Origin of the sequence: Dactylosporangium sp. NPDC005572 (genome assembly GCF_040605515.1) — a bacterium.
GTDB lineage: Bacteria > Actinomycetota > Actinomycetes > Mycobacteriales > Micromonosporaceae > Dactylosporangium.
On record NZ_JBEXCY010000094.1, the window covers coordinates 25032 to 41707 of the forward strand.

14 protein-coding genes are annotated in these 16676 nt (G+C 73.5%); 8 read left to right on the plus strand and 6 right to left on the minus strand.

Annotated elements, in window-relative coordinates; translation table 11 throughout:
- Positions 1-28: 28 nt before the first annotated feature.
- From ABZS66_RS34500 to ABZS66_RS34515, 4 genes are read right to left on the minus strand one after another with little or no spacing between them, the layout of a single operon-like run.
- Positions 29-1354, minus strand: coding sequence for a mannitol dehydrogenase family protein (locus tag ABZS66_RS34500; RefSeq protein WP_354765132.1), 1326 nt, complete (start codon positions 1352-1354; stop codon positions 29-31).
- Positions 1342-2637 carry an enolase C-terminal domain-like protein gene (locus tag ABZS66_RS34505; protein ID WP_354765134.1) on the minus strand — a complete coding sequence of 432 codons (1296 nt, stop codon included), beginning with the start codon at positions 2635-2637 and terminating at the stop codon, positions 1342-1344. Before ABZS66_RS34505 ends, ABZS66_RS34500 begins: the two co-directional genes overlap by 13 nt.
- Positions 2634-4049 (minus strand): glucuronate isomerase, encoded by a 1416-nt coding sequence (gene uxaC, locus ABZS66_RS34510; protein ID WP_354765136.1) that lies wholly within the window; start codon positions 4047-4049, stop codon positions 2634-2636. The genes ABZS66_RS34505 and uxaC overlap by 4 nt, the downstream gene beginning before the upstream one ends.
- Positions 4042-5358 (minus strand): Gfo/Idh/MocA family oxidoreductase, encoded by a 1317-nt coding sequence (locus ABZS66_RS34515; protein ID WP_354765138.1) that lies wholly within the window; start codon positions 5356-5358, stop codon positions 4042-4044. The genes uxaC and ABZS66_RS34515 overlap by 8 nt, the downstream gene beginning before the upstream one ends.
- A gap of 211 nt (positions 5359-5569) precedes the next feature.
- Between ABZS66_RS34515 and ABZS66_RS34520 the strand changes: the two genes are divergently transcribed.
- The 5 genes from ABZS66_RS34520 (at position 5570) to ABZS66_RS34540 (ending at position 10325) form a co-directional block, all read left to right on the plus strand.
- On the plus strand, positions 5570-6574 hold the full coding sequence (locus ABZS66_RS34520) for a LacI family DNA-binding transcriptional regulator (protein WP_354765139.1): 1005 nt from the start codon (positions 5570-5572) through the stop codon (positions 6572-6574).
- Between the two features lie 59 nt (positions 6575-6633).
- A complete protein-coding gene (locus ABZS66_RS34525; protein ID WP_354765141.1) occupies positions 6634-7929 on the plus strand; it encodes an extracellular solute-binding protein in 1296 nt (431 codons plus the stop codon).
- A gap of 113 nt (positions 7930-8042) precedes the next feature.
- Positions 8043-8912 (plus strand): sugar ABC transporter permease, encoded by an 870-nt coding sequence (locus ABZS66_RS34530; RefSeq protein WP_354765159.1) that lies wholly within the window; start codon positions 8043-8045, stop codon positions 8910-8912.
- A complete protein-coding gene (locus ABZS66_RS34535) occupies positions 8909-9736 on the plus strand; it encodes a carbohydrate ABC transporter permease (protein ID WP_354765143.1) in 828 nt (275 codons plus the stop codon). The genes ABZS66_RS34530 and ABZS66_RS34535 overlap by 4 nt, the downstream gene beginning before the upstream one ends.
- 4 nt (positions 9737-9740) lie before the next feature.
- Positions 9741-10325: a hypothetical protein gene (locus tag ABZS66_RS34540; RefSeq protein ID WP_354765145.1), complete on the plus strand. Its 585-nt coding sequence runs from the start codon at positions 9741-9743 to the stop codon at positions 10323-10325.
- On the opposite strand, the gene ABZS66_RS34545 is transcribed toward ABZS66_RS34540, so the two are convergent.
- Positions 10262-11632, minus strand: a complete 1371-nt coding sequence (locus ABZS66_RS34545; protein ID WP_354765147.1) for an FAD-dependent oxidoreductase — start codon at positions 11630-11632, stop codon at positions 10262-10264. The two genes, ABZS66_RS34540 and ABZS66_RS34545, sit on opposite strands and share 64 nt — an antisense overlap.
- 170 nt (positions 11633-11802) lie before the next feature.
- Here ABZS66_RS34545 and ABZS66_RS34550 point away from each other — a divergent pair, with 170 nt between their 5' ends.
- Together ABZS66_RS34550 and ABZS66_RS34555 are read left to right on the plus strand one after the other, a co-directional pair.
- Positions 11803-12162 (plus strand): hypothetical protein, encoded by a 360-nt coding sequence (locus ABZS66_RS34550; RefSeq protein WP_354765149.1) that lies wholly within the window; start codon positions 11803-11805, stop codon positions 12160-12162.
- A 45-nt stretch (positions 12163-12207) separates the two neighbouring features.
- Positions 12208-14799 carry an RNA repair domain-containing protein gene (locus ABZS66_RS34555; protein ID WP_354765151.1) on the plus strand — a complete coding sequence of 864 codons (2592 nt, stop codon included), beginning with the start codon at positions 12208-12210 and terminating at the stop codon, positions 14797-14799.
- On the opposite strand, the gene ABZS66_RS34560 is transcribed toward ABZS66_RS34555, so the two are convergent.
- Entirely contained in the window at positions 14796-15530 is a 735-nt protein-coding gene (locus ABZS66_RS34560; protein ID WP_354765153.1) for a hypothetical protein, read from the minus strand. The genes ABZS66_RS34555 and ABZS66_RS34560 overlap by 4 nt on opposite strands.
- A gap of 85 nt (positions 15531-15615) precedes the next feature.
- Between ABZS66_RS34560 and ABZS66_RS34565 the strand changes: the two genes are divergently transcribed.
- A partial coding sequence (locus ABZS66_RS34565) for an Hsp70 family protein (RefSeq protein ID WP_354765155.1) occupies positions 15616-16676 on the plus strand: 1061 nt, incomplete at its 3' end.

Genomic DNA, 16676 nt, shown 5'->3' on the forward strand with positions numbered 1-16676 from the left:
CCGGCCCCTCCGCTGCGCTCCGGACCGGTCATGGCAGCGCCTTGAGGGTCGCGGCGACGCCGTGGCGCTCCAGGTCCCGGGCCCAGTGCGCGATCTCGGCGCGCAGCTCGTCGTCGCCCGCGATCCCGGCCGGGAACACGCCTTCGAGCTGCAGCAGGTCCGGGGTGGCCCGGATCCGGTCGGCCAGGGGGTCGTCGAGCGGCAGCGGGCTGCCGTCGTCGGCGGTGCCCCGCACGAAGCGCATCCACGCGGCGACGACCAGCGCCCCGTAGCGCGGGAGGGCCTCGGCCGCGCGCCGGTCGGCGACGGTGCCGAGCAGCCGCTGCGGCAGCTTCTGGGTGCCGTCCATCGCCACCTGCAGGGTCCGGTGACCCAGGGCCGAGTTCGAGAAGCGGTGCAGGACGCTCTGCCCGTACGCCTCGACCGTGGTGCCCGGCGGGGGCTCCAGCGTCGGCGCGATGTCCTCGGCGATGAAGCGCTCCATCGTCTCGCGCATCCCCGGCAGGGCGAGGGCCCGGTCGATGGTCGGCGCACCGGCGAGGGCCCCGAGGTACGCGATGGCCGAGTGCACGCCGTTGAGCATGCGCAGCTTCATGCGCTCGTAGGGGGCGACGTCGGTGGTGAGGACCGCCCCGGCCCGCTCCCACGCCGGGCGGCCGGCGGCGAAGTCGTCCTCGATGACCCACTGGGTGAACGGCTCGGCGCCGACGGCGGCCCGGTCCTCGACGCCGAGGAGGTTCGCCGCGGTGGCATAGGTGTCGGCGGTACTGGCGGGCACGATGCGGTCCACCATCGTCCCCGGGAAGCTCACGTTCTCCACCGCCAGCTCGCCGGTGACCAGCTCCCGCAGCCGCCGGCCGTTGTCGGACAGGTTGTCGCAGCAGACGACGGCGACCGGGGCGCCGCCGCGGGCGGCCAGCCCGCGCAGGAGCACCTGGATGACGGGGGAGTCGGGGCGGTACGCCTTCTCGGTCACGGTGAGCGTGACGATCCGGATGGCCGGGTCGGCGATGCGGGCGGCGACCGCGTCGGGGTCGCCGGCCGCGTGCAGGGCGTCGGTCAGCACGCCGCAGACGCGGGCCCGGGCCTCGGCGCCGTCCAGGGTCAGCACCGAGAACAGCAGGTCCTGGTCGAGCAGCGGCTCGAGGACGGCCCGGGACCGCGGCGCGACCCCGACGATGCCCCAGTCGCCGCCGGCCGCGGCGATCGCCGCCTCGGTGAAGACGGCCTGGTGGGCGCGGTGGAAGGCGCCCAGGCCGAGGTGGACGATGCCGGCGGCGGCGTCGCCCGGCGCGACCGGCGGCCGCACGGCCGGGTCGAGCCGGGGCAGTGCGGCGCGGGTCAGGCGTTCCATGCCGGTCCCGCCGGGAAGCTGTAGGTGGCGATGGCCTCGGGGCGCAGCTCGACGCTGTAGCCGGGCCGCTCGGGCAGCCGGTAGCGGCCGCCGACGACGGTGACCGGGTCGGTGAAGTGCTCATGCAGATGGTCCACGTACTCCACCATGCGCCCTTCGAGCGGGCTGCCGAGCCGCAGGTGGTCGAAGAACGACAGGTGCTGCACGTACTCGCACAGGCCGACGCCGCCCGCGTGCGGGCAGACCGGCACGCCGAACTTGGCCGCCATGAGCAGCTCGGCGAGGACCTCGCCGACGCCGGAGACCCGGCACGCGTCGATCTGCATGACGCCGATCGCGCCGGCCTGCAGCAGCTGCTTGAAGATGACCCGGTTGGCCGCGACCTCGCCGGTCGCGACCCGGCACCGGCTGCGCAGATCGCGCAGGTGCTGCTGGATGCGCGCGTGGCCGAGCACGTCGTCGGCGTGCGTGGGCTCCTCGATCCAGTACGGGTCGAACTCGGCGAGGCGGGCCATGTTCGCGATCGCCTCGTCGACGTCCCAGACCTGGTTGGCGTCCATCATGAGCAGCGCGTCCGGGCCGATCTCGGCGCGGATGATGCGGGCGCGGCGCACGTCGTCCTCGATCGGCCCGCCGACCTTCATCTTCACGGCGGTCCAGCCGTCCTTGACGGCCTCGCGGGTCAGCGCGCGGACCTTGTCGTCGGGGTACCCGAGCCAGCCCACGGAGGTGGTGTACGACGGGAAGCCGGTCTCCTCGACGGCCTTGCGCCGCTCCTCGTAGCCGTCCAGGCCGCGGTCGAGCAGCTCGGCCGCCTCGGCGGGGGTGAGCGCGTCGGTGATGTGCCGGAAGTCGACGGCGGCGACGAGCTGCTCGGTCGGCAGCTCCGCCAGCAGCCGCCACATGGGCAGCCCGGCGGCCCGGGCCCGCAGGTCCCAGACGGCGTTGAGGATCGCGCCGGCCGCCATGTGGATGACGCCCTTCTCCGGCCCGAGCCAGCGCAGCTGGACGTCGGCGGTCAGCGTGCGCGCGCCGTCGGCGGTGCACAGCCGGTCGGTGTCGTGGCCGACCACGTGGTGCCGGAGCGCCTCGACGGCGGCGCAGGTGAGCTCGTTGCCGCGGCCGTTGGTGAAGGTCAGGCCGGTGCCGGTGACGCCCTCGGCGGTGTGCAGCTCGACGTAGGTGGCCGAGTAGTCGCCGCGGTTGATGGCGTCGGAGCCGTCGCCGGCGGCGGCGGTCGGGAACCGCACGTCGTGCACGGTGAGGCCGGTGATCTTCGTCATCGGGTGGTCGCTCCGTCGTCGAGGGTCCGCTGGAAGACCCGCTTGGGCAGGTGGTAGGCGAGGTCGGCGATGGTCTCGGCGGCCTCGTCGAGGGGCAGGCGGTGCTCGGTGACGAGCCGGGCGAGGAACCCGGCGTCGACCCGCCGGGCGACGTCGTGGCGCACCGGGATCGAGCAGAACGCGCGGGTGTCGTCGACGAAGCCGGCGGTGTTGTAGAAGCCGGCGCTGTCGGTGACGGCCTCGCGGAAGCGGCGCAGCCCGTCGGGGGTGTCGAGGAACCACCACGGCGCGCCGAGGAACACCGCCGGGTAGCCGCCGGCGAGCGGTGCTAGCTCGCGGGTGAACGCCGTCTCGTCGAGGGTGTAGAGCACGATCCGGAAGCGCGGGTCGGTGCCGAACTCGTCGAGCAGCGGCCTGAGCGAGCGCACGTACTCGGTCGGCGAGGGGATGTCGCCGCCGACGTCGCGGCCGTGCCGCCGGTAGAGGGCCGTGTTGTGGTTGCGCACGGCGCCCGGATGCAGCTGCATGACCAGGCCGTCCTCGACCGACATGCGGGCGAACTCGACGAGCATGTGGGCGCGGAACCGCTCGGCGTCGCCGGGCTCGGCCGCGCCGCGCAGCGCGCGGTCGAACAGCGCCGCCGCCTCGCCCGCCGGGAGGGCCTCGGCCGTGGCGGTCGGGTGGCCGTGGTCGCTGGAGGTGGCGCCGGCGGCAATGAAAGTTTCACGGCGGGCGCGCAGCCTGTCGACGTACTCGCGGTAGGTGCTCACCCCGAGGCGCTCGATCCGCCCGGCCCAGCCGGGCCAGTCGAACTCGACGACGTCGTCGGGCCGGAACGTGGTGATGACCCGGCCGCCGGGGCCGCCCCAGCCGTCCGCTTCCAGCTTCGCGTGCGCGGTGAGGTCGTTGAGTGGGGACTCGGTGGTGGCGAGGACCTCGATGTTGAACCGCTCGAAGAGTGCCCGGGGCCGGAACGCGGGGTCGGCCAGCCGCTCGGACAGCGCGTCGTAGACGGTGTCGGCGGTGTCGGCGCGCAGCGGGGTGACGATGCCGAACACGTCGGCGAGGACGGACTCGGTCCACAGTCGCGACGGGGTGCCGCGGAAGAGGTGCCAGTTGGCGGCGAGCAGGCGCCAGATGGTGCGGCCGTCGGTCTCGCTGGGGGTGCCGTCCAGCGCCGGCACGCCGAGCCGGTGCGGCGGGATGCCCTGGCTGGCCAGCATGCGGGTGACGTAGTGGTCGGGCACGACGATGAGCCGCGCCGGGTCGGGGAACGGCCGGTCGTCGGCGATGATCGCCGGGTCGACGTGGCCGTGCGGGCTGATCAGCGGCAGGTTCTTGGCGTGCCGGTACAGTTCGCGCGCCACGGCGCGGACCTGCGGCTCCGCGGGGAACAACTGGTCTTCATGCATTGGCGATCCCATGGTGTTCGGCGATCCCGGCGTCGAGGGTGTGCGTGGCGATCGGGCGGCCGGTGGCGATGGACTCGTTGGCGGCGAGCCCGACGAGCAGGGCGCGGGCGCCGGCCTCGGCGTCGGCCGTGCGGCCGAGCGGGTCGGCGGGCGCATGCGGGTCGAGCAGGTCGGCGAGCATCCGGCCGTCGGCGCCGCCGTGGCCCTTGCGCTCGTACCCGGTGACCGGCAGGTCGCGCGGCGGCGCCCAGTACGGGTGGGCCCGCAGCGACCAGTAGCCCTGCTCGGCCGGGGTGCCGAAGCCCTTGACGGTGGCCGCGGCGGCCGGGGCGACGTGGTCGCTCTCGACCACCTCCAGCTCGAGCCGGCCGCGGCTGCCGTTGAACATCACCCGGTAGCCCTCCCAGGGAGCGTAGGCGGTGAGGTGGTACGTCATCGTGGCGCCGCGCCCGTAGCGGACCAGCACGGCGAGGTCGTCCTCGATGGTGATGCCGGGCCCGAAGACGTTGCGGTCGCGCTGGTAGCCGTCGGCGGCCTCGGCGTCGAGGTACAGCGCCTTGAGCGTCGGGTCGCCGTCGAGCGCGATCGCGAACGGGTCGTCCGCGGCGGCCGGCGCGCCGTGGGCGCGCTCGTAGTCGCGGGCGTAGCCGTGCCGGGCCCCCTCGGTACCGTAGAAGAAGCGCCGGCCGCTGGCGAAGACCTCGGCCGGCAGGTCGTCGAGCCACCAGTTGACCAGGTCGAAGTGGTGGCCGGACTTGTGCACGAGCAGCCCGCCGGAGTCGGCCTTGTTGCGGTGCCAGCGGCGGAAGTAGTCGGCGCCGTGGCGCACGTCGAGCAGCCACTCGAAGTGCACCGAGCCGATCTCGCCGATCTCGCCGCTCGCGATCACCCGCTTCACGGCCTCGTGCAGCGGGTTGTAGCGGTAGTTGAAGGTGACCTTGACCGACCGGCCGGTGCGCCGCACCGCGTCGAGGATCCGCTTGCTGCGGGGCGCGTCGACGGTCATCGGCTTCTCCGTGAGCACGTCGCACCCCGCCTCCAGGGCGGCCACGATGTACTCGTCGTGGACCCGGTCGACGGTCGTCACGACGGCGACGTCGACCCGCTCCTTGGCGAGCATCTCGGTGAAGTCTGCGGCGGCGTAGGTCGGCACGGGTGCGGGCAGCCGGGCGTTGTGCACGGCGAGCCGGACCGGGTTGGGGTCGGCGAGCGCCACCAGCTCGCAGGTGTCGCGGTGCTCGGCGGTGAGCGCCCGCGCGAACATCTCGGCCCGGGCGCCGGTGCCGACGATCGCGTAGCGCAGCTTCAACGGACGCGCTCCTTCCGGAGTGCTGTGGGGGTGTTTGCTGCAAAGGTTTGCAGCAAACTATGCGCAGAGTGCGCTGGTCCGGTCAATACCGCCGGGGAAAGTACGCCGGGGGGCGTTGACAGTGGCGCAACCGTTTGCATAATTGGCAGCACCTGGCCCAGTGACTCACGTCACCGCCTGACGGCTCCGCCCCCGCCGAGAGGACCACCCAGTGCCCGCCACGATCCGAGATGTCGCCCGCGCCTCCGGCGTCCATGTCTCCACCGTGTCCCGCACCTTCTCGGCACCGCACCTGGTCAACCCCGACACCCGCAGCCGGGTGCTGTCCACCGCGGAGAGCCTCGGCTACCGCCCCAACCGCGCCGCCCGCGCGCTGATCACCGGCCGCACCCACAACATCGGCCTGATCGTCGCGGACATCGCGAACCCGTTCTTCCCGCCTCTGATCAAGGCGGCCGAGTCGCAGGCCCGCAGCCGCGACTACCACCTGTTCGTGGCGGACACCAACGAGGACCCGGTGGCCGAGGAGGATCTCGTCCACGCGCTCGCCAAGCAGGTCGACGGGGTGCTCCTGTGCAGCCCGCGCATGAGCAACGACCTGATCGAGAAGCTCCGCAAGGAGGTGCCCCTCGTCGTGGTCAACCGGCCCGTCGAAGGGCTCCCCGCGGTGGTCATGGACGTCGCACACGGCGCCCGCACCGCGATCGAACACCTGGTGGCCCACGGCCACCGCGACATCGCCCTGCTCGGCGGCCCGCGGGGCTCCTGGACCAACCGGGAGATCCGCCGGTCCGCCGCGCTGGCGGCGAAGGCGGCCGGCGCCACGCTGACCGCCGTCGGTCCCTACCAGCCGACCGAGGCCGCGGGCGCGGCCGCCTGCGACGCCGTCCTCGAGACGGGGGCGACCGCCGTCCTGGCCTACAACGACCTGATGGCGATCGGGCTGCTGGAGGGCCTGCACGACCGCGGCATCCGGGTGCCGGAGGAGCTCAGCGTCGTCGGCATCGACGACATCATGCTCAGCCGGCTGATCCGCCCGAAGCTCACGACGGTGGCCACACCGACCGCCGCCGCGGGCCGGGCGGCCGTGGACATGCTGCTGCAGCACGACGAGGAAACCCGCACCACCGCACTGGTCACGCTCCAGACGCAACTGGTCGTCCGCGACTCGACCGGTCCCGCTCCGGCCGAGCCGCGCACCGCATCTCGTCCGTAACTCCGTCCGCAATTCCGTTCGTAGTTCTCTGCCTAGTCCCCTGCCTAGGAGTGACATCCATGTCCGGAACCTCCCGCCGCCGGCTGCTGTCCGCAGCCGTCGCGGCCGCCCTGCTCGTCCCGCTCGCCGCGTGCGGTGACGACGGCGGCGAATCGCCGTCGGTCGACTCCACCAAGCCGGTCGAGCTGAGCATCTTCTGGTGGGGCGGCGACGCCCGCGCCAAGCTGACCGAGGACGCCCTCGCGCTCTACACCAAGAAGCACCCGAACGTGACGTTCAAGAAGACCTGGCAGGCCAACCAGGGGTACTTCGAGAAGCTGGCGACCCTGACGGCCGGCAACGAGGCCCCGGACATCTTCCAGATCGACGACAACTACCTCACCGAGTACGCGTCGCGGAACGTCACGCTGGACCTCAGCCCGTACCAGAAGTCCGGCAAGCTCGACACCACGAAGTTCCCCGAGAGCCTGTGGAAGTACGGCGTCGTCGAGGAGAAGCTCGCCGCGGTCGCCTTCGGTGAGAACACCCAGGGCCTGGTCTACAACAAGACCAAGCTCGAGGCCGCCGGCCAGCCGCTGCCCACGCAGGGCATGAGCTGGGAGGACTTCATCTCCTGGGCGGAGAAGGCGAGCACGGCGGCGAAGGTCCCGGGCACCCAGGACCCGAGCGCCGACTACAAGGCCTTCTGGGTCTGGCTGCGCCAGCAGAACAAGGACCTGTACAAGGGCAAGGAGCTCGGTTTCGCCACCGAGGACGTGGTGAAGTGGTTCGAGCTGTGGAAGGGCGCCCGCGACCGCAAGGCGACCCCGACCGCCGACGTCATCCGCGAGGGCAACGCCACCGACATCACCAAGCAGCTCGTGGTGACCGGCAAGGCGCTCACCTCCTGGGTGTGGGTCAACCAGCTGCCCGAGCTGCAGAAGAACACCAAGGACCAGCTCGGCGTCATGTCCTACCCGGGCGACCCGAAGGCCCAGTGGGCCCGCGCCTCGATGTACTTCTCGGTGTACCGCGGCAGCGACAAGAAGGACGTCGCCGTCGACGTCATCAACTTCCTCGCCAACGACCCGGAGGCCGGCAAGGTCCTCGGCACCGACCGCGGCCTGCCGTCCAACCTGGACATCCGCAGCGCCGTCGCGGCCAGCGTCACCGACCCGGCGATGAAGACGTCCATCGAGATCGAGAACACCCTCGGCAAGACCTTCGGCCCCTCGCCGCAGGTGCCGCTCAAGGGCCACAGCACGCTGCGGTCCGAGCTCATCAAGGCCGCCGAGTCCGTCCAGGCCGGCAAGGCCAGCCCGCAGCAGGCCGCCGAAGCGTTCGTCGCCGCAGTGAAGACCGCCATCTCCAAGTAAGGACCCCTCCAGTGGCCCTGACCACCACTGAGCGGCCTACGCGGCACCTCGCCCGGCCCCCCGCCAAGCGGCGGGCCGGGCGGGGGACCCGCCGCGAAGGCGTCGCCGGCTACCTGTTCCTCAGCCCCTGGCTCCTCGGGCTGATGGCCATCACGGCCGCGCCGATGCTCATGTCGCTCGTGCTGAGCTTCACCAACTACGACATCCTCTCCGAGTGGTCGGAGCTGAAGTTCATCGGCTTCGACAACTACCAGCGGATGTTCACCGAGGACCCGACGTTCTGGCACTCGGTCCAGGTGACCGTGCTGTACGCGGTCGTCGCGACCCCGCTCAAGCTGGCCGCCGCGCTCGGCGTGGCGCTGCTGCTGAGCCGCAACATGTTCGGCGTCGGGCTGTTCCGCGGCCTGTTCTACCTGCCGTCGCTGCTCGGCGGCAGCGTCGCCCTGGGCATCGTGTGGTTCACCATGTTCAACCGCGACGGCTCCTTCAACTCGTTCCTCGGGCTGTTCGGCATCGAGGGCGAGGGCTGGGTGAACAACCCCGACTACGCCCTGAGCACCCTGATCCTGCTGGCCGTCTGGCAGTTCGGCGCGCCGATGGTCATCTTCCTGGCCGGCCTCAAGCAGGTCCCGCAGGAGCTCTACGAGGCGGCCGCGGTCGACGGCGCCGGCGCGATCCGCCGGTTCTTCTCCATCACGCTGCCGATGCTCTCGCCGGTCATCTTCTTCAACCTGGTGCTGGAGACGATCCACGGCTTCCAGGGGTTCACCTCGGCGTTCGTCATCTCCGGCGGTACCGGCGGACCCGTCGACTCGACCCTGATGTACACGCTCTACCTGTACATCAAGGGCTTCACCGACTACGAGATGGGCTACGCCTCCGCGCTCGCCTGGGTGTTCCTGGCGGCCGTCGGCCTGCTCACCGTCGTGCTGTTCACCACGGGCCGGTTCTGGGTCCACTACGCGGACGGGGACGACCGATGAAGGCGATCCGGCTGGTCGTGATCCTCGCGATCATGGCCGTCATCCTCTACCCGCTCGTGTGGATGCTCGGCACCTCGTTCAAGGGCCAGCAGGAGATCCTCAGCAACGCCGGGGTGTTCCCGGAGGACTTCTCGCCCGGCAACTACCCCGAGGGCTGGAACCACCTCGACGTGAACTTCGGGCGGTTCTTCCTCAACAGCACGCTCGTCGCGGTCGCCGTCGTCATCGGCAACGCCGTCTCGTGCCTGCTCGCCGCCTACGCCTTCGCCCGGCTGAGGTTCCGCGGCCGGGGCATGTGGTTCGCGGTCATGATCGGCACGCTGCTGCTGCCGGGCCACGTGCTCATCGTCCCGCAGTTCATCGTGTTCCGCGAGCTCGGCCTGGTCGGCGGCGAGTTCCCCTACCTGCCGCTCATCGTGCCGCACTTCCTGGCGACCGAGGCGTTCTTCGTCTTCCTCATGGTGCAGTTCATGCGGGGCATCCCGCGCGAGCTCGACGAGGCCGCGAAGATCGACGGCTGCTCGTCCTTCGGCGTGTTCCGCAACGTGATCCTGCCGCTGTCGCGGCCGGCGCTGGTGACGACCGCGATCTTCTCCTTCATCTGGACCTGGAACGACTTCTTCCGGCAGCTCGTCTACGTCTCCGACCTGGAGAAGTACACGGTCCCGGTGGCGCTGCGGCTGTTCATCGACTCGCAGGGCCAGTCGGCCGTCGGCCCGATGTTCGCGATGTCGGTGCTGTCGCTGCTGCCGGTGTTCCTGTTCTTCGTCGCATTCCAGCGGATGCTCGTCGAGGGCATCAACACCTCGGGCCTGAAGGGATAGCGCGATGCGCCGGGACTGGCGGGAGACCTACACGGTCATGGCCGACGTGGCACTCGTCGGCCTCGCGGTGACAGCGGCCTCGGTACCGCTGGTCACGGCGGGCGCCGCGGTGCGCGCCGGCTCGGCTGCGATCGCCTCGATCGTGGCCGGCGAGGGCGTCGACCTGCGCCGGCTGTGGCGGATCTTCCGCTCGTCCCTGCTGCCGGGCCTCGCCGCCGCCGCGCTCGCGGTGGTCGTCGCCTGGCTGCTGCTGTTCAACGTCGGCGCCGTCGCCTCCGGCCGGGTCCCGGGCGGGTTGCCCGTGCTGGTCGGCACCGGCGCCGCTGTCGTCGCACTGCTCGCGGTGGCCGTGCTGACCGTGGTCCGCCTCGGCCGGGACGACGTCCCGGGCTGGCGCGCCGCGGTCCGCTGGGCGGCCGGGACGGTGTGGCGGCAACCGGTCGCGGCGGCGATGGTGGCCGGGGTGTCGACCATCGCCGCCGCGCTCGGCGCCATGGTGCCGGTGACGGCACCGCTGGTGGTGGGCTACGCCTTGTTCGCCGCCCACGTGCTGGTGGCCCGGTTCGTGCGGTCGGAGGCGCTGGCCTGAGTGCCGCCGCGGCTGTGCCACAGCACCCGGGCCAGGATCGGCGGTGCGAACAGCGCCTGCGGGGGCGCCACCAGGTTGGCCACCCGCAGGAACCGCTCGGCCACCGCCGCGCTGCGCTCCGACGCGGTCTGCACCCGGGCCACGTAGCCGTTGAGGAACCGGGTCTTGCCGGTCCGCACGCCCACGACGTCCGGGAAGCCGAGGTCGGCCCCGACCGCGATGTCCCACGGCGTGTCCACGACCTTCGCCGCCCGGGCGTAGAACCGGGCCGGCAGGCCGTCGAGCCCGGCCGCGACCGCCGCGCGCAGCTCGGCCGCCTCGGCGGCCGCGACGGTCATGCCCTGCCCGTACGCCGGGTTGAAGCTGCAGATCGCGTCCCCGATCGCGACCAGCCCGTCGGGGAGCCGGGTCATCCGCTCGTACCGCCGGCGCACGCTCGGCGGCAGCCGCAGCTTCATCGGCGGACCCAGCGGCTCGGCCCGGCGCAGCAACTCGTACAGCCGTGGGTCCGGCAGCCGCGCGGCGAACTCCGCGTACTGCGCCGGGTCGGTCGGCGGGACCATCCCGACGCCGAACAGCGTCACCATCCAGCGGTCACCGTCGGCGGCGATGCCGACCCCGCCGTACGGACGCGTCGCGCGGGAGCCGCAGACGAACGCGGTGAAGTCGGCGTCGCCCGGCACCCGGCGGTAGTCGCGCGACACGTAGGTGGTGAGCGGGTCGATCCGCTCCTCGGCCGGGCGGCCGAAGCCCAGCGCGGCCAGCCACGTCGGCCCGCGGTTGCCCCGGCCGGTCGCGTCGACGACCAGGCCGGCCGGCACGTCGTGCGGTGCGCCGTCCACGGCGCGGATGGTGACGCCGGTGACCCGCTGCCCGTCGAACAGCAGGCCGGTCGCCTCGTGCCCGTCCAGGACGGTGACGTTGGCCAGGGCGGTGGTGCGCTCCCGGACGTACGCCTCGATGAGCGGCCGGCTCATGCACATCCCGGCCAGGCCGCTCGGCACGCGCGGGACGGCCCGCTCGCCGTACACCCAGACACAGTCGTTCTGGAGGTCGACCGGCAGGGCGCCGCGGGCGGCGAGGTCGTCCCCGAAGCCCGGGTACAGCTCCTCCAGGACCTGGCGGCCCCGGGCGAGCAGGCCGTGGGAGTGCTCGCCCTGCGGCACGCCCCGGCGGTGGGCGGCACCCTCGGGCAGGGTGTCGCGATCGAAAACGGTGACTTTATCGAAAGACTCGCTGAGCACGCGTGCCGCGAGCAGACCTGACATGCTGGCGCCGAGCACGACGGCGTGACCGGTGGGTGACAAGGGTCGCCTCCGTGGAGTGGGTTGATGTGGCCCACACCGTACGGACGGTTGCCCCGGCCGCCGGTCCGCTCGGCGACAGCCGCCAACCCGACTCGGGGCCCCGCCGCAGCTCAGCCCGGGGCGACGCCGGAGTGACGGAACATCGACGGTATCAACTAGGCTGCCACCCCATGAGGTTGCGGATGATCATCACGGTCGGCGCGGCGGGAGCGGCCGGGACGGCACTCGCCCTGGCGGCCGCGCTGCCCGCGTGGGCCGAGCCGGCGCCGGGCGACACCGACGACCCGGCGTACCGGGCGGGCTATCTCCTCGGCCGGATGCTCTTCCCGCTGGGCTGCCTCGTCGTGCTGGTCCTGCTCGTCGCGACCCTGGTCATCCTGCTGCGCCGGCGCCGGGACCGGCGGGACCGCCAGCTGGCCCAGATGTACGCGCAGGCGGGCTATCCGCCGCAGCCGTACGCGCCGCCGGGTTACCCGCCGCAGCCGCCGCCCGGCTATCCGCCGCAGCCGCCGTACCCGCCGTATCAGTAGGAAACCGGTCGCAGGGGCGCGCGGCGGGCGCCTACCCTACGGAGCATGACCAAGGGGCGTGGCAGCGGACTGCGTCCCGTGCACGAGGTCGTCTCCCGGATCCGGTACGACGCCACGCTCGACGCGGGGCGGTTCGTCGTCGGCTACGAGGAGCGCGGCGCCGGGATCCGTGAGGCCCCGCTGCCCGCGTTCGTCGCCGGCGGGGACGTGCCGTGGCACCGGGTGCAGTACGTCAAGGCCGGCGAGCGCACCGTCTGGGACCGCCGGTCGCGGGTCGACCTGGTCTTCGGCTCCGGCGACACCCCGGCCGCCGACCTGGCCGCGCTCGCCGCGCCGGTGGATACGCCCGCGGCCGCCCCCGTGCGTCGGCGGCGGACGGCCGCCTTCGACGAGGCCGCCGTGCTGCGCTTCGACGCCGCGGCCGGCGACTGGGTGCCCGCCGGGCCGCCCGCGCCGGTGCATGCCGACGCGGTCCAGGTGGCGACGTTCAACGTGCTCTCCGACGCCTACGACCGCGAGCTCACCTACCCGCACCTGCGCGTCCCGGCCTGCGTCGAGCTGCTCGAAGGGCTCGGCGCCGACGTCGTCGCCCTGCACGAGGTCACCCACGACCTGTGGGCCGCGCTGCTCGCCGCGCCGTGGGTCCGCGCCGGCTACCACGTCTCCGCCGGGCCCGACCCCGACGTCGGCTACGGCACCACGCTGCTGTCGCGGTGGCCGCTGACGCTGGAGGCGCACCGGCTCTCGGCGTACAAGCGGCTCGTCCTCGGCCACACCGTGCTCAACGGCCGCGCCACCGGGTTCGTCGCCGCGCACCTCACCAGCGACCACACCGAGGGCGCCGAGCAGCGCCGCGAGCACCAGCTGCGGGTCATCGAGGAGCGGCTCGGCCGGGGCGACCTCGCGGCCGCCGTCGTGCTCGCCGACCTCAATGTCAGCGACGACACCACGCCCGAGGTGCCCGGCTTCGCCGACGCGTGGCGGGCTCTGCACCCGCACGACGCCGGGTTCACCTTCGACCCCGCGGTCAACCCGCTCGCCGCGGTCGCCTCGCGCACCGGCCGGGCCGGTCGGCTGGACCGGATCCTGGTGCGCGGCGCGCTGACCCCGGTCGCCGTCGAGCGCTTCGGCGATCAGCCCTTCGAGCCGGACCACTTCGTCTCCGACCACTTCGGCGTCACCGCGCTGCTGCAACCGGCCGAGCGGACCGTCGACGCGGCGTCGGTCCACACGTCGGCCCTCGTGCTGCGGCCGCCGGCGCACGCCTGGGCGCCGATCCAGGCGCTGCGGGAGGCGCACGACCCGTCGCACCGGCGCTGGATGCCGCACGTCAACCTCGTCTACGGCTTCGTGCCGGAGGCCGACTTCCCAGCCGCCGCCGAGGCGGTCACCGAGGTCGTGAGCGGCCGCGCCCCGATCCGCATCCGGCTGGCCCGCTTCCGCACGTTCGAGCACGCCGGCAGTACCACCGTCTGGCTGGAGCCGGAGACGGAGCCGGCCGACGCGGTGCGCACCCTCCAGGCCGCGCTCGCCGCCCGGTTCCCCGGCTGCACCGAACAGGACAGCCGCGGCGGCTTCACCCCGCACCTCACGGTCGCCAAGCTCACCGGCCCACCCGAGCGGATCGCCGCGACCGTGGCCCGCTGGCAGCGCGAGTGGCAGCCGGTCGAGTGCACCGTCGACGCCGTCGACCTCATCAGCCGCCGCGGCGCCGAGCCGTTCGTGGTGCGCCGCACGGTGCCGCTCGCCACCGGCCACGACCCGGCCCGGCAGCTGGTGACCGAGGCGTGCCAGGCGGTGCGGCCCGGCTCCCGGGTGCACGTGGTGGGCTCGGTCCGGCTGGGGGTCGCCGGTCCCGGTACCGACCTCGACCTGGTCTGGGTCACCACGCCCGGCGGCGACCCGCTCGCCGACCTGGCCGCGGTGCTGCCCGGCGCGCGGCTCGCCGGCGCGGTCGTGCCGGTGCTGCGCGGCGAGGTGGCCGGCGTCAGCGTCGACGTGCAGCAGGTCGCGCTGCGCGACGTCGACCGGCTCGACCCGGACGCGGCCCCCGACGAGGCCGGCCGCCGCTCGATCCTCGCCGTCCGCGACGCCGACGCCCTGCTGGCGGGCCTGGACCCGGCGGTGTTCCGCCCGCTGCTGCGCGAGGTGCGGGCCTGGTCGGCCGCCCGCCGGCTCGACGGCGCCGCCTGGGGCCTGGTCGGCGGCTTCACCTGGGCCCTGCTCGTCGCCGAGGCGATCCGCCACAACGCCACCGACCTGCCCGGGTTCCTGCGGCACTGCGCCGGGCACCCGCGCCGGCCGCGGGCGGGGGAGCGGCACGCCTACTGGCCGGTGTACTCACCGACCCCGCCGGGCGTCAACACCACCCGCACGATGACCCGCTCCACGGCCGAGCTCGTGCAGGCGGCGTTCACCGGCGGGGGTGGCTCCCAGGCCCACGAGCGGCGGGTGCTGCTCACCCCGGACGAGTCCCTCGACGGCCGGATCCTGGGCCTGATCCTGGCCCTGGAGGCGGCCGGCGCCCGGGTCCGGCCCTACCCGGCCGCCCTCGCCCTGGGCGTCGACGGCGGCGACCCCGACCGCATCGCGGAGGAGACCGCAGCCTTCGGCGCCACCGTGACCGTGCCGGCCTAGTAGGGGCGCAGCCGCCAGACGCCGAACGGGTTGTGGAAGAAGTCGTCGTCGGGGTGCCTGGTGTCGGCCCCGTGCTCGACGGTCCAGCGCTTCGCGCCGGGCTCGGCCCGGAAGGTGTCGCCACTGTAGAGCGCCGGCCGTTCGAGCAGGAGGTGGCCCGCGAAGGCGTCCATCGCCGGCACGTCGGCGACGGTGCCCCCGGCCAGCTCGACGTCGGGCACGCCGAGCAGGTGCAGGCCGCAGGTGTGGATGCCGTGGTCGTGCTGGATGGGCCGCTGCACCCAGGCGCGGTAGAGGGCCACGATGCGCCGGTCGGGATGCCCGCCGGCGGCCAGGCCGGCCAGCTCGAACCACCGCGCCCGCCCGTGCGTGATGCCGCTGCTCTCGTTCTTGACGGCCGTCGCCCCGGCCGCGAAGAGCCGCGCGACCAGCGCCAGCATCCGCGCCGCGACGTCGCCGGCGACGGCCCGCCGGACCGGCTCGGACAGCAGGTAGGCCACCGTGTCGTGGCGCTCGACGGCGTCCCGGTCGGCGTCGCCGAAGCTGCCGTCCGTCGACGAGACCTGGAACGCCCGCCCCATCCGCGGGTCGGCGACAGATGCGGCGCCGCCCGGGTCGAACTCCACCCCGGGCGTCTCGCCGGCGATGCGCGCCACCAGGTCGAGGTCCAGACCCCGGCCGAGGACGCACAACACATGGCGGGGAAAAACAACCTGCACCGTCGGCATCATGCCCCGCAACGGTACCGCCGGGCACCAAACCCCGGCGGCCGCGCCGGGGCCGGGTGCCGGTGCGGATGCGTTAGTCTCGCCGACCATGACGGGTCCGCGGCTCGGCGTCGACTTCGGCACCTCCACGACCATCGGGGTGGTGCGCCGCCCGGACGGGCGGGTCCAGCCCCTGCTCTTCGACGGCTCCCCGCTGCTGCCCTCGGCGGTCCTGGCCGGTACCGACGGCCGCCTGCACACCGGCCGCGACGCCGACCACCTGGCCCGCAGCGCGCCGGAGCGGCTCGAGCCCAACCCGAAGCGCCGCATCGACGAGTCCCGCGTGCTGCTCGGCGACGCGGAGATCGACGTCCGCGACCTCGTCGCCGCCGTCCTCGGCCGGATCGCCGGGGAGGCCGAGCGGGTGGCCGGCCCGGTCGCCGAGGCGGTCCTGACCCACCCGGCCGACTGGGGCGGCGGGCGCCGCGGCCGTCTGGAGGAGGCGGCCCGCCGGGCCGGCCTGCGGTCGGTCACCCTCGTCGCCGAGCCCCTGGCCGCGGCCACCTTCTTCGCGTCCACGCACGGGAGGGAGCTCCCGGTCGGCTCCTTCCTCATGGTGTACGACCTGGGCGCCGGCACGGCCGACGTGACCCTCCTGCGCCGGCAGCCGGAGGGCTTCACCCCGGTCGCCTCCGACGGCCTCGACGAGCTCGGCGGACTCGACGTGGACGCCGCGATCGTCCGGCATTTACAGGGTGTGTACGGCGAGCTCTGGCGGGATCCGGCCGCCCGCCGCCGGCTCTGGGACGACGTGCGCTCCGCCAAGGAGATGCTGTCCCGCGCGAGCGGCACGGTGATCATGGTCCCGTCGCTGGGCCGGGAGGTCCCGCTCGGCCGCGAGGAACTGGACCGCCTGGCCCGCCCGGTCCTGGCCCCGAGCGTGGCGATGGCCCACACGCTGCTCACGGCGGCGGGGGTGGGCCGGGCCGACATGGGCGGGCTGTTCCTGGTCGGCGGCTCCAGCCGGATGCCGCTGGTCGCGACGATGCTGCACGAGACGCTGGGGATCGCCCCGGTGGTCGCGGAGCAGCCGGAGCTGGTGGTCGCCGAGGGGGCGCTGCGGCTGACCGACCCGACGCCGCCGCGCGCCCGCGCGGCCGCCGGCGTGCC

Bases quoted from the DNA above. Each gene is read 5' to 3' on its own strand.
- ABZS66_RS34500 (WP_354765132.1), bottom strand. From the start codon at position 1,354: ATGGAACGCCTGACCCGCGCCGCACTGCCCCGGCTCGACCCGGCCGTG.
- ABZS66_RS34505 (WP_354765134.1), bottom strand. From the start codon at position 2,637: ATGACGAAGATCACCGGCCTCACCGTGCACGACGTGCGGTTCCCGACC.
- ABZS66_RS34555 (WP_354765151.1), top strand. From the start codon at position 12,208: ATGACCAAGGGGCGTGGCAGCGGACTGCGTCCCGTGCACGAGGTCGTC.
- uxaC (WP_354765136.1), bottom strand. From the start codon at position 4,049: ATGCATGAAGACCAGTTGTTCCCCGCGGAGCCGCAGGTCCGCGCCGTG.
- ABZS66_RS34540 (WP_354765145.1), top strand. From the start codon at position 9,741: ATGCGCCGGGACTGGCGGGAGACCTACACGGTCATGGCCGACGTGGCA.
- ABZS66_RS34535 (WP_354765143.1), top strand. From the start codon at position 8,909: ATGAAGGCGATCCGGCTGGTCGTGATCCTCGCGATCATGGCCGTCATC.
- ABZS66_RS34525 (WP_354765141.1), top strand. From the start codon at position 6,634: ATGTCCGGAACCTCCCGCCGCCGGCTGCTGTCCGCAGCCGTCGCGGCC.
- ABZS66_RS34550 (WP_354765149.1), top strand. From the start codon at position 11,803: ATGAGGTTGCGGATGATCATCACGGTCGGCGCGGCGGGAGCGGCCGGG.
- ABZS66_RS34560 (WP_354765153.1), bottom strand. From the start codon at position 15,530: ATGATGCCGACGGTGCAGGTTGTTTTTCCCCGCCATGTGTTGTGCGTC.